The following is a 10384-nucleotide window of genomic DNA, read 5'->3' as shown; positions in this document are numbered from 1 at the left end:
ATGGAGAATCCAATGAGTCACTTCACAAAGCCTGTCATCGCCCTGATCGCGCTGTCGGTCACCGCTGTGCCGTCACGCGGTCACGACAAGCACGGCCACGAATCCTATTCGGCCGGCGAGCCCGGCGATCCCGGCAAGCCGTCGCGCACGGTCGAGGTCGAGATGAAGGAGATGGAGTTCACCCCGTTCCGCATCGAGGTCAAGCGCGGCGAGCAGATCCGCTTCGTGATCAGGAATGCCGGCACCGAGGATCACGAATTCCTGCTCGCCACCACCGAGGAGAATCTCAGACATGCCGAGGTGATGAAGAAGCATCCGCATATGGAGCATGCCGATCCGAACGGCGTTCGCGTGGCGCCGAAGAAGAGCGCGGAGATCGTCTGGAAGTTCACCAAGCCCGGAACCTTCGAATATTCCTGCCTGATCCCCGATCACCGCGACTACGGGATGACCGGCCGCGTCATCGTGAAATGAAGCCCGCAACAAGCGAAAGACCAACAACCATGAACAGGACGATCCGGATTGCCGGCGCTGCCAGCTTCGCGTTGGCGCTGACACTTGGCGGGGCACTGGCGCAGGGCGAGACCATCGACGGCGAGGTCAAGAAGATCGACGAGGGCGCGGGCAAGATCACGCTCAAGCACGGCCCGGCCAGGAGCCTCGGCATGGATGCGCCGATGACGATGGTCTACCGGATCAAGGATCCCGCGCTGCTCGGGCAGGTCAAGGTCGGCGACAAGGTCAAGTTCGAAGCCCAGGAGGGCGACGGCGGCTACACCGTCACCGGCATCCGGAAGGCGAGGTGAGCGGGGCTCCGCCGGGTGGGATCAGCCGGCATTAACTCTGCTGCGACGGTCACGCCGCGGCGGAGGAACGCTATCGGCACTGGCGCGTTGCTGTGCATCATTTGAGCGCAGAAGGCCCCCTCCATGACAGTCAACGCGGCAATACTGGTAGCGGCCTTGGTGCTGTCGGGAACCGTGTTGGCGCAGAGCTCCGGTCCGCCGGCCGGCTCGGCGGGCACCGGGCAGACCGCGGCCAACGTGACCACCACCGGCCAAGCGCTGAACAACAGCAAGAAGACCGGCGACAGCGGCCCGCCGATCGAGAAGGCCGCCCGCCCGGCGAAGCCGGATGCCGGCGCTCCCGGCAACACGGTCGGCGCCAGCCGCCCGCAAAAGCCCGACCGGCGTCTCGAGCACTACCCGTAACGACCGTAATCCTGGGGACGTCGCCTGGTCCGAACCGGTCCGGACGGCGCCAGTCATGATATCGTCATTCCATCTCGGTTAGCCAAAGCGTTTGGTCGAAACGCGGTGGGCGGTGGTGGCAGTGGCGGACCGGGTACGGTTCCTTGGAATGGACAGGCAGATCGCGGGCGTCCTGCTCGTGCTAGCGATCGCGCAAGTGTTCGGGTGGGGGACGCTCGGCCTGCCGGCCATCGTCGGCAACCGGATTGCGGCCGACCTCCACATCGCCCTTCCCATGGTGTTTGCGGGGACTTCGACCCTGTACGTGACGATGGGCCTGTGCGGGCCGCTGCTGGCGGAGCCGTTCCGGCGGGCCGGCGCGCGGCGCGTCATGATGATCGGCAGTCTGGTCGCCGCGCTCGGCTTTGTGGTGCTGGCCTGCGCCCATGGGGCGGTGCTGTACTTCATGGCCTGGACGATCCTCGGTGCCGGCGGCAGCGCGGCGCTCAGCACCGCCGCCTACATCATGCTGAACGAGGTGGCCGGGCGGAACGCGAAGGGCGCGATCGGCGCGCTGATGCTGGTCACCGGACTTTCCAGCAGCGTCTTCTGGCCCACCACAGCGTTCCTCGCCGAGGTTTTGGGCTGGCGCGGGACCTGCCTGGTCTATGCCGCGGCGATGCTGCTCGTCTGCCTGCCGCTCTATGCGTTCGGGCTGCCGCGCCGGGCAGCCGGCAAGGCCGAAGCCACATCCGCGTCGGACAGCTCGGCCGCGCTACCCGCGGCGGGCAAGGGAACGTTCATTCTGGTGGTCGCGGCGATCGGGCTCAACGCCTTTGTCAGTTTCGGCTTCAGCGCGGTGCTGGTCGAGCTGTTGAAGGCGCAGGGGCTGTCGGCGGCCGAGGCGGTCGCATTCGGTTCCATGCTCGGCGTCGTGCAGGTGTCGGCGCGCGCGATCGACTTCCTCGGCGGTGGACGCTGGGACGGCATCACGACAGGGCTCGTCGCCGGCACGCTGCTGCCGGTTGCGATGCTGATCCTGATCGCCGGCCACGGCAGCCATTGGGCGATCGCAGCCTTCATCCTGATCTACGGCCTTGGCAGCGGCGCGCTTGCGGTGGCGCGCGCGACGATCCCGCTGGTGTTCTACGACAAGGGCGCGTTCGCCAAGGCAAGCTCGCATATCGCGCTGCCGATGAACCTGATCTCGGCGGCATCGCCGCCGGTGCTGGCTTCGCTGCTGACCCGGGTCGGCAGCAACGCGGTGCTGGAGCTCGCCTTTGCCTGCTCGGTCGGCGCGCTGGTGATGCTCGCTATTCTCGGCCGCCGACGGCGCGAGGTCGGGATCACCGCGACGTCGTAAAGAAAAAGCCGGCGCGGTCGTCACGACCACGCCGGCTTTCTGCTTGGACGATTGGTGGCTCAGTAGACGAGGCCGGTGCCCGGGGGCTTCTCCAGCGCCGCGGCGAGCGAGCGATATTCGTCGCTGTTGGTGCCGGCGAGCTGGGCGATGCGGTTCAGGTGGTACTGCGCCTGATCGCGGTTGCCCTGTTCGACCTGCCAGAGGCCGTAATACTGCCAGGTGCGCACATGGGCCGGGTCGGCCTTGAGGGCGCGCTCGTACCAGATCTGCGAGACCTTGTAGTCGCCGAGCTTGCGATAGGAGTAGCCGATCAGATTGGCGACGTCGGCACGGTCGTCCTGGCCGAGCGCCTTCAGCTGCTCGATCGCCGCGGTGTAGTCGTGCTTGTCGTAGATCGTCGTGTAGGCGGCGCGATACCCAGCCAGGAACTTCTGATCGTCGATCGCGGAGCTCTTGTCCTTCTTGGCCTTCTTGCCCTTGCTGCCGCTGTCGGACGCCGGCGGCGACGGATTGTCGCTGCCCGCAGCGTAGGCCGAGATGACCGGCCCGGCGGCGAGCGTCATCGAGAGCACTGCGAGGCCCAAAAACTTCGTCGTCTTGCTCATTCCTGGTTGCTCCTGATCGTTCCTGATCGTGCTCGGTAATCCTACACCGAAGCCTGATGACTTGAACACCCAGGGGTGCAGAACATTCCCGGCCGATCCCACGATTGCGTGATCCTGCTGCTCGGTGGCGGGGGAGAACATGACAGAGATGTCATTCACATGAATGAAGTCCGTCCATGCCCTTCAGAACGGGTTCAGTGCGCGACCCCTAAGGTCACGTGCATTGATCGGTGAGGCCGACCATCCGGCCGGACACCTCTCGATCCCGAAGAGGAGGACCACCATGCTGAAGACGATTTCCGCCGCGCTGCTCGCCGTGTCCGTGATTGCAGCGCCCGCGCTCGCCGCCGAGACCGGCAAGGCCACCACGCCCGCCCCGGCGACCACGACTGCTCCGGCGACCAAGGCCGMTCCCGTCATCAAGAGCGAGCAGCTGCCGTCGAAGGTGCGCAACGCCAACGCCAAGATGCACCACAAGCACTATCGCCATCACCGCCACCACAAGCACATGGGCATGCTGAAGGTGAAGTCGCCGAAGCATGCGACCAAGCACGTCCACGCGAAGGTCGCGACAAAGCACGTCGCGCCGGCCAAGCGCGGCTGAACCTGAGCTTGAACCTGATCCGAGGGACGTAGTTCGATCCACATTGCCCCGCTGCGCCCTTTGGATGCAGAACCGGCCCGCCCGTCCATTGCTTCCCCAATGGCGGCGGGCCGGAGTGTGTCCGGGTCTCGCTTGTGAACCCGGATGGAAATAACTCAGTTGAGAATTCCCTTCCGCCGCCCGTCGGTCTATGAGACGCGGCCGGGGACACATGAAACAGCTGACTTTGCGGATTTCATCACAACTGGCGGCGATCCTGCTGCTCTCGATTTCGCTCGCCGGCTGCCTGACCAGCGATGAGGGCGGCGGGCCAACCACCTTTACCGATGATCGCGGCGTCGCCAACCAGCCGTTTCCGGACCGGTACCGTGAGCAGATCGTCGCCTTCATGCGGACCTACCTGAACAATCCGGTCGGGGTCCGCGAGGCGGCCATCGCCGACCCGGCACAGCGCACGGTCGGCGGCCGGCTGCGCTACGTGGTGTGCGTGCGCTACAGCGCGAAGGATACCGACGGCAATTACCGCCCGGCCCGGGAGCGCGGCGTCCTGTTCGTCGACGGCCGGCTCGACCGCATCCTCGAGAGCGCCGCCGAGCCCTGCGCCGGCGCGTCCTATGCGGCGTTTCCAGAGCTGGAAAAAATGGCGCGCTAGGGCATGATCCGGAAAAGTGCGAAGCGGTTTTCCGAAAAGATTGCCCCCGCTGTAGGCGCGGCGGCTCGTCGCAGCTGATCGCGACGTCTGATCGAAACGTTAGCGAACTCCGATCACTTTTCGGGGAGCGTTGAACGTCAGCTTAGCCGTGGCGACATATATGCAGCCGAAATGCGGCTGCTTAACCGGTGAAAAATCCTGCTGTGCCAGGGAACAAACGGGCGTTGTTGCGACCCCGTCACAGCCTGGAAACATCACGGGTCTGGCATTGCCCCAAAGCAACCTAATTGAGGTCACGTTGTTTGGCTTAACAGCGCAGCGTTAGTAACGGGGATCAGCGATGAAGAAGTTTTTGCTCGGCACAGTCGCGCTGGCCGCTTTTGCGGGCCCTGCGTTTGCGGCTGACATGCCGGCCCGCACCTATACCAAGGCGCCGCCACCCGTCACGGCGCCGGCCCTCGTCTACAACTGGACCGGTTTCTATATCGGCGGCCATGTCGGCGGCGCATTCACCGACGGCAACAATCTGATGGGCAGCGATGCGCGCTTCACGGGTGGCGTGCAGGGCGGCTTCGACTATCAGTTCGCCCCGAACTGGGTGATGGGTCTCGAGGCGCAGTACTCCTGGCTGCCCAGCTCCACGAACAATGGTGTGCTGCTGCCGGGCGGAACGCTGGTGACCGGCAATACCGACCAGATCGGCTCGGTGACCGGCCGGCTCGGCTACACCTGGGGTCCGGCGCTGCTCTACGCCAAGGGCGGTTATGCCTGGCGCGACAACAACAACATCACGGCGTCGGTCGGCGGCGTGCCGGCGTCCTTCACCACCGATGGCAGCCACAAGGACGGCTATACGGTCGGTGGCGGCCTCGAATACATGTTCGCCCCGAACTGGTCGGCGAAGGCCGAATACCAGTACTACAATTTCGGCAAGACCAACTTCACCAGCGGCCCGGCCGACCTCGTCGGCACGAGCTTCCGGAACGACGAACATACCGTCAAGGTCGGGGTCAACTACCGCTTCGGTTGGGGCGGCCCGGTGGGCTCCCGTTACTGACACTGATCGCGCGTTTGTCGCATCGAGATCGAAAGGCCGGCCTTCGGGGCGGCCTTTTTTATTGGCTGCCGCTTGCTTGTTCAGCCGGTGTTCACGCCTGATCGTGCAATGCAAAAAATAATTCCTGCATTGCACGGAACTTTCATCGTGATGCGCTATTGTGGGATCGCCGGGCTGGTGGACAAACAAACATGCGTAGCTTTGCGTTAGGGCTGATCCTCTCTGCGGTCTCTGTGCCGTGCTTTGCCCAGACCATCCTTAAATCCGAACCGTTGGCGCTTGCGCCTTATGAGGTCGTGTTCGTGCAGGACGCGTCCTGCTCGGCCGGCAAGGTGCTCAAGGTGACGGGCGCGATCCGGGGTCTGCATCGGCGGAAGATCTGCGTGTCGCTCGCCGCCGAACAGGCCTCGTTGGTGACGGCGACCCCGTAGGGGCAAACACGACAGCCGCGCAAAAGCCCCGGTCCGCGCCATGCGGCACCGGGCGCCCCTGCCGTCCCTCAGTTCAGCCGCGGCTCCTGACGCGCTTCGCGGTCGGCATCGGCCTTGTTCTTGACCGGGTCTTCGTTCGGCTCGAGCTGGCAGGGCCGGATCTCGTAGTCATTGTCGAGCACCGGACGGGGCGACGACTTCGCCTCCTCGGAGACGGCATCCACCACCAGGCCCGATTTCCGGGCGAGCTTCCAGACATCCGCCTCGGTCGGGTAGGCCTTGCTCAGCTTGGCATCTTGATAGAATAGCGCGTACGGCATTCGTCGTTCCCCCAAGCACCGACAACGCCGGCAACCGCCCCGGGTTTCGGATCCGATTGTCCGTTCCGATCACGGAACCGTGAGCATGGATGTGCAGCAAGCATCTGAAAATATGAGCCATTTCGGCCCCTTTTGCGAAGGCGCCTGAGTCCTTAACGGGTCGTAAATCCCGGAAAAAAGAATCCCCGGGACTCTCCGGGTAGAATCGCCGGATGCTCCGGCCCATGAGAGCGATCCACCAGCCCCCCTATGAACGCGTGCAGCTCGCGCTTGCGGTTGTGCTGTTCGCGGCCTGCGCCGCGAACATGGCGCTGGTCTGGTCCTGGCTCTAGGATTCCTGCTCCAGGTTTATCGCCCAGGGTTTCCCGGCTCTGGATTTCCTGGCCCCAGCCAAAATCTGTATGTGGCGGCCACGCGAAAACGCCGGGGCCGCGCGGCGCGGGCGGCGATTGACCGCCGCTTCATTCCTTCCATCATGACCGGCAGAACAAGGGCCTGCCGCTGCGCGGACCGGCTGCTATCGGGGTGGAGGGGACATGATCGAGATGCTGCAGGAGCGGGTCAACGGCGACGCCGGCCTGGTGCGGCGCGGCCGCTTTCTCACCACGACATTCCTGCTCGAGATCGGCAAGGCCACCTGGCTGATCGCGATCCATGAGGGCCGCATCGTCGCGGTGACCAAGGGCCCGTTCGTGATGCCGTCGTGGTCGTTCGCGCTGCGCACCTCGGACGGGGAGTGGGCCAAGTTCTGCGAGCTGAGGCCGCCGCCGGGTTCGAACGACCTGATGGCGCTGATCAAGCGCCGCGTGCTGAAGGCCGAGGGCGAGCTGCAGATCTTCATGGCGAACCTGCGTTACTTCAAGGAGGCGCTCGGCAAGCTGCGCCGCGAGGGAGTGGCCGCATGAGCGCCAGATTCGAACCGATCGTCGGCCGCTACATGCATCTCGAGCTGTCCGGCCGGGCGCACCGCCTCTATGTCGAGGAGGCGGGCGAGGGCACGCCGCTGCTCTGCCTGCACACCGCGGGCGCCGACGGGCGGCAATATCGCGGCCTGATGAACGAGGAGCGCGTCACGCGCAACCATCGCGTCATCGCCTTCGATATGCCTTGGCACGGCAAGTCGTCGCCGCCCGAGGGCTGGCACGACGAGGAGTATCAACTCACCTCGGCGCAATACACCGCGATGATCCTCGCCGTGATCGACGCGCTCGAGCTCGACAAGCCGATCGTGATCGGTTGCTCGATCGGCGGCCGGATCGCGCTGCATCTCGCGCTGGAACATCCCGAGCGCTTCCGCGCCATCATCGGCCTGCAAGCCGGCGCGCATGTCGATCCCTATTACGACCTGAATTTCCTGCACCGGCCGGACGTCCATGGCGGCGAGGTCGCGGCCGCCGTCGTCTCGGGCCTGGTCGGTCCCGACGCGCCGGACAGCGAGAGGTGGGAGACGCTGTGGCACTACATGCAAGGCGGCCCCGGCGTGTTCAAGGGCGACCTCTATTTCTACAAGATCGACGGCGACATCCGCGCCCGCATAGCCGAGATCGACACCAAGCGTTGCCCGCTGTTTCTGCTGTCAGGCGAGTACGACTATTCCTGCACGCCGGCGGAGACGCTGGCGGTGGCGAACAGCATTGCCGGAGCCGAGGCCACCATCATGAAAGGCCTCGGGCATTTCCCGATGAGCGAAAACCCCGGCGAGTTCTTGAAGCATCTGCTGCCGGTGCTGGAGCAGATCGGCGGGCGCTCAGCGCGATGAGATCATCGCGCCCTCAGGCGCTGCGTGTCTCAAGGTTTCGGCTGCATGCCCTGCAAGAAGCGCAGCGGGTTGAGCGGGCCGATGGGGATCAGTTCGAAGCTCATCATATGCGCTTTGCCCAACGGCAACTGTTCGAGCATGTCGTGAGCGGCGGCCGGATCAGTGGCGTTGATGATGAACACCACGCCCGGCTTGCCCTGGAGCGAGTACCACTGCTCGATCTTGCCATCGAGGTAGAGGTCGACGGTTTCCCGAACTTCCTCCGGCAGGACAGCACGCACTTGCGATTGTTCAAAACCGGGATTGATGGTCCCGATGGCGAGAATCTTGGTCGTAGGCGTCGTTTTCATGGCGCCTCCTTGTGCGTTTGCGGAATTGAAGCCGGCCAGCCAGCCCACAAGTGCCAATGCAGCGGCAGCAATGAATTTCATGTTATCTTCCCTCTGTGTGGTATGACACTATCCACGTGGATGGCGTGAACCGGCTGCGCTAGAGGTCTCGATGCTTCCGAAGGCTGAAGCGGCATTTTTCGCGATTGCCGACATCTCCGGCTACACCAACTTCCTCGCGGCGGTCGAGCTCGACCATGCGCAGGATATCATCGCCGATTTCATGGACGTGGTGGTGAAAGGGCTGCGTCCGCCATTTCGCCTCGCCAAGTTCGAGGGCGACGCCGCCTTCGTCTACTCGACCGGGACAATCGACGGCTCGCTGCTGCAGGACGCGATCGAGGGCACCTATTTCAAGTTCCGGCGGCGCCTGCGCGACATCCGCCAGGCCTCGACCTGCGAATGCAAGGCCTGCGTCGCGATGGGCGATCTCGATTTCAAGTTTGTCATCCATCACGGCGAGATGGTGAAGCAGAAGATGGGCGGCAGGGAAGAGCTCGCCGGCCGCGATGTCATTCTGGTCCACCGGCTGCTCAAGAACAGCGTTGGCGAGAAGCTCGGCGGCCGCGCCTACGCGCTCTACAGCGATGCGGCGATCCGCGCCATGGGCGTCGATCCGGTGGCGCAAGGGCTCATCGCGCATCAGGAGGCCATCGACATCATCGGCGACGTGACGCTGTGGGCGCGCGATCTCGAAGCGGCGTGGCAGCAGGACGACGCGCAGGTCCGGATGGAGGTGACGCGCGACGACGCCTACGCGATCCTGGAGTTCGACATCGCCGCGCCCCCGCAGACGGTGTGGGAGTTCATCACCGTACCCGGGCAATGGCAGAAATGGTGGGACGCCGACGACATCGTCGAGGAATCAGGCAAGGGGCGCCGCGGGGTCGGCACCAAAAATCATTGCGCGCACGGCAACCATACCAATGTCGAGGAAACGCTCGACTGGCGGCCGGTCGATTACTTCACGGTCGGCATCACGCTGCCGGTGCCCGGCGCGCCGCGCATCGTGATGACCCGAGCCGTTCTGGAACGCCCGGACGGAACGTCCCGTTTCGAGCTGCGGATCGCCAAGCCGAAGCCGAAGGACAAGGCGTTCCTCGACGGCGCCGCCGCCAAATTCGGCGAACGCATGACCCAGGCGATGGCCAGCTTGCGATCGATGGCGGAAGGCAAGCAGCCTGCCGGTGATGCCATGGAGGAGCCGGCGTTGACGCGACCAAGCGGTCGCTTCCTGACCGAGCCGGTGAAATCCGGCGGGCGGGGCTGAAGTCCGGCAGTCGGTTCGGAATTTAGAGCGCGCCGGTTACTTGCCGGAGCGCGGCAGCTCGCTGTTGTCGCGGATCGCGGCGCGGACCTTGGCCATGGTCGTGGTGCAGTATTCCTCGCGCTCCCTGATGAAGCGCTGCTGTTGGGCACGGAAATTGGCCACCCGCTCCCGCACCTCGGATCCGAAGTCGCCGCGGATGTCGAGTTTTGGGAAATGCGGCGGCTCTGCCGGTGCGGGCGGGACCTCGACGACGGTGACCGCCAAGGGCGACGGCGCGGGAGGCAGGCCCTCGAGGACGGTTGGCACCGGAAGCGGCGGCGGCATGACCACCCGGGCCTCGGCGGCGGGCTTGCTCTCCGGGGCAGCCTTTGCCTCCGCGACAATCTTTGCCTCCAGGACAGGCTTTGTCTGCAAGGCGGCCTTTGTCTCCAAGGCAGGCTTTGTCTCCAAGGCAGGCTTTGTCTCCGAGGCGGCCTTGCTCTCCAGACCGGCGGTGGCTTCGGTCGTGGCCGACGGGGTGGGGGCTTGTGGCGCAGCGGTACGCTGGGCAGGCGCCGGCAGCTCAGCGTCGGGCAGCTTGCCCTTCACCGATTGTACGAAGGCCATTGTCTGCGCGATCAGGAGATCGCGTTCTTTCATCCACTTCATGGCGCACCCTAAGCGCGCGGATTGCAGCAGAGCAACTGTGCGGAATCAAGCATCCGTCATCATGATGGTTGATGAAGACGCCTGTTTCGGGGGCAC

The 10384-nt window shown here is 64.7% G+C and carries 15 protein-coding genes; 11 read left to right on the top strand and 4 right to left on the bottom strand.

Going from position 1 to position 10384, the window contains the following annotated elements; genetic code table 11:
* Positions 1-12: 12 nt before the first annotated feature.
* The 4 genes from BI327_RS04185 to BI327_RS04170 all read left to right on the top strand — a co-directional run bounded on the left by BI327_RS04185 (position 13) and on the right by BI327_RS04170 (position 2553).
* On the top strand, positions 13-474 hold the full coding sequence (locus BI327_RS04185; protein WP_245334710.1) for a cupredoxin domain-containing protein: 462 nt from the start codon (positions 13-15) through the stop codon (positions 472-474).
* 29 nt (positions 475-503) lie between these two features.
* Entirely contained in the window at positions 504-806 is a 303-nt protein-coding gene (locus tag BI327_RS04180; protein WP_076858489.1) for a copper-binding protein, read from the top strand.
* A gap of 123 nt (positions 807-929) precedes the next feature.
* Positions 930-1211: a hypothetical protein gene (locus tag BI327_RS04175; protein WP_143271531.1), complete on the top strand. Its 282-nt coding sequence runs from the start codon at positions 930-932 to the stop codon at positions 1209-1211.
* 148 nt (positions 1212-1359) lie between these two features.
* Positions 1360-2553, top strand: a complete 1194-nt coding sequence (locus BI327_RS04170; RefSeq protein ID WP_076858487.1) for an MFS transporter — start codon at positions 1360-1362, stop codon at positions 2551-2553.
* Positions 2554-2612: 59 nt separating this feature from the next.
* Here the strand turns inward: BI327_RS04170 and BI327_RS04165 are convergent, their stop codons facing one another.
* The gene (locus BI327_RS04165) at positions 2613-3158 is read right to left on the bottom strand and encodes a tetratricopeptide repeat protein (protein WP_076858486.1); all 546 of its coding nucleotides are present in this window, start codon (positions 3156-3158) and stop codon (positions 2613-2615) included.
* Between the two features lie 283 nt (positions 3159-3441).
* On the opposite strand from BI327_RS04165, the gene BI327_RS04160 reads away from it, so the two are divergent.
* The 4 genes from BI327_RS04160 (at position 3442) to BI327_RS04145 (ending at position 5902) form a co-directional block, all read left to right on the top strand.
* Positions 3442-3762: a His-rich protein BRANT gene (locus tag BI327_RS04160; RefSeq protein ID WP_076859187.1), complete on the top strand. Its 321-nt coding sequence runs from the start codon at positions 3442-3444 to the stop codon at positions 3760-3762.
* A gap of 211 nt (positions 3763-3973) precedes the next feature.
* On the top strand, positions 3974-4414 hold the full coding sequence (locus BI327_RS04155; protein ID WP_245334709.1) for a hypothetical protein: 441 nt from the start codon (positions 3974-3976) through the stop codon (positions 4412-4414).
* Between the two features lie 340 nt (positions 4415-4754).
* Positions 4755-5471 carry an outer membrane protein gene (locus tag BI327_RS04150; RefSeq protein ID WP_076858485.1) on the top strand — a complete coding sequence of 239 codons (717 nt, stop codon included), beginning with the start codon at positions 4755-4757 and terminating at the stop codon, positions 5469-5471.
* 191 nt (positions 5472-5662) lie between these two features.
* On the top strand, positions 5663-5902 hold the full coding sequence (locus tag BI327_RS04145) for a DUF6719 family protein (protein ID WP_076858484.1): 240 nt from the start codon (positions 5663-5665) through the stop codon (positions 5900-5902).
* A 68-nt stretch (positions 5903-5970) separates the two neighbouring features.
* Here the strand turns inward: BI327_RS04145 and BI327_RS04140 are convergent, their stop codons facing one another.
* Positions 5971-6222, bottom strand: coding sequence for a hypothetical protein (locus BI327_RS04140; protein ID WP_076858483.1), 252 nt, complete (start codon positions 6220-6222; stop codon positions 5971-5973).
* Between the two features lie 536 nt (positions 6223-6758).
* Between BI327_RS04140 and BI327_RS04135 the strand changes: the two genes are divergently transcribed.
* Together BI327_RS04135 and BI327_RS04130 are read left to right on the top strand one after the other, a co-directional pair.
* Positions 6759-7127, top strand: a complete 369-nt coding sequence (locus tag BI327_RS04135; protein ID WP_076858482.1) for a hypothetical protein — start codon at positions 6759-6761, stop codon at positions 7125-7127.
* Entirely contained in the window at positions 7124-7981 is an 858-nt protein-coding gene (locus BI327_RS04130) for an alpha/beta fold hydrolase (RefSeq protein ID WP_076858481.1), read from the top strand. The genes BI327_RS04135 and BI327_RS04130 overlap by 4 nt, the downstream gene beginning before the upstream one ends.
* A 29-nt stretch (positions 7982-8010) precedes the next feature.
* On the opposite strand, the gene BI327_RS04125 is transcribed toward BI327_RS04130, so the two are convergent.
* Positions 8011-8412, bottom strand: coding sequence for a muconolactone Delta-isomerase family protein (locus BI327_RS04125; protein WP_076858480.1), 402 nt, complete (start codon positions 8410-8412; stop codon positions 8011-8013).
* Between the two features lie 70 nt (positions 8413-8482).
* On the opposite strand from BI327_RS04125, the gene BI327_RS04120 reads away from it, so the two are divergent.
* A complete protein-coding gene (locus BI327_RS04120) occupies positions 8483-9640 on the top strand; it encodes a DUF2652 domain-containing protein (protein WP_076858479.1) in 1158 nt (385 codons plus the stop codon).
* Between the two features lie 36 nt (positions 9641-9676).
* Here BI327_RS04120 and BI327_RS04115 read toward each other — a convergent pair whose 3' ends face one another.
* Positions 9677-10279 carry a hypothetical protein gene (locus BI327_RS04115; protein ID WP_167386833.1) on the bottom strand — a complete coding sequence of 201 codons (603 nt, stop codon included), beginning with the start codon at positions 10277-10279 and terminating at the stop codon, positions 9677-9679.
* Positions 10280-10384 lie beyond the last annotated feature (105 nt).

Origin of the sequence: Bradyrhizobium mercantei (genome assembly GCF_001982635.1) — a bacterium.
GTDB classification, from domain to species: Bacteria; Pseudomonadota; Alphaproteobacteria; order Rhizobiales; family Xanthobacteraceae; genus Bradyrhizobium; species Bradyrhizobium mercantei.
Note: the sequence above shows the minus strand (reverse complement) of the source record. Positions and strands in the feature narration are given on the sequence as shown.

What these genes read in the sequence shown, in the direction of transcription:
- BI327_RS04125 (WP_076858480.1), bottom strand. Translation starts at nt 8,412, where the DNA reads ATGAAATTCATTGCTGCCGCTGCATTGGCACTTGTGGGCTGGCTGGCC.
- BI327_RS04145 (WP_076858484.1), top strand. Translation starts at nt 5,663, where the DNA reads ATGCGTAGCTTTGCGTTAGGGCTGATCCTCTCTGCGGTCTCTGTGCCG.
- BI327_RS04130 (WP_076858481.1), top strand. Translation starts at nt 7,124, where the DNA reads ATGAGCGCCAGATTCGAACCGATCGTCGGCCGCTACATGCATCTCGAG.
- BI327_RS04170 (WP_076858487.1), top strand. Translation starts at nt 1,360, where the DNA reads ATGGACAGGCAGATCGCGGGCGTCCTGCTCGTGCTAGCGATCGCGCAA.
- BI327_RS04165 (WP_076858486.1), bottom strand. Translation starts at nt 3,158, where the DNA reads ATGAGCAAGACGACGAAGTTTTTGGGCCTCGCAGTGCTCTCGATGACG.
- BI327_RS04135 (WP_076858482.1), top strand. Translation starts at nt 6,759, where the DNA reads ATGATCGAGATGCTGCAGGAGCGGGTCAACGGCGACGCCGGCCTGGTG.
- BI327_RS04150 (WP_076858485.1), top strand. Translation starts at nt 4,755, where the DNA reads ATGAAGAAGTTTTTGCTCGGCACAGTCGCGCTGGCCGCTTTTGCGGGC.
- BI327_RS04155 (WP_245334709.1), top strand. Translation starts at nt 3,974, where the DNA reads ATGAAACAGCTGACTTTGCGGATTTCATCACAACTGGCGGCGATCCTG.
- BI327_RS04175 (WP_143271531.1), top strand. Translation starts at nt 930, where the DNA reads ATGACAGTCAACGCGGCAATACTGGTAGCGGCCTTGGTGCTGTCGGGA.
- BI327_RS04115 (WP_167386833.1), bottom strand. Translation starts at nt 10,279, where the DNA reads ATGAAAGAACGCGATCTCCTGATCGCGCAGACAATGGCCTTCGTACAA.
- BI327_RS04120 (WP_076858479.1), top strand. Translation starts at nt 8,483, where the DNA reads ATGCTTCCGAAGGCTGAAGCGGCATTTTTCGCGATTGCCGACATCTCC.
- BI327_RS04185 (WP_245334710.1), top strand. Translation starts at nt 13, where the DNA reads ATGAGTCACTTCACAAAGCCTGTCATCGCCCTGATCGCGCTGTCGGTC.
- BI327_RS04180 (WP_076858489.1), top strand. Translation starts at nt 504, where the DNA reads ATGAACAGGACGATCCGGATTGCCGGCGCTGCCAGCTTCGCGTTGGCG.
- BI327_RS04140 (WP_076858483.1), bottom strand. Translation starts at nt 6,222, where the DNA reads ATGCCGTACGCGCTATTCTATCAAGATGCCAAGCTGAGCAAGGCCTAC.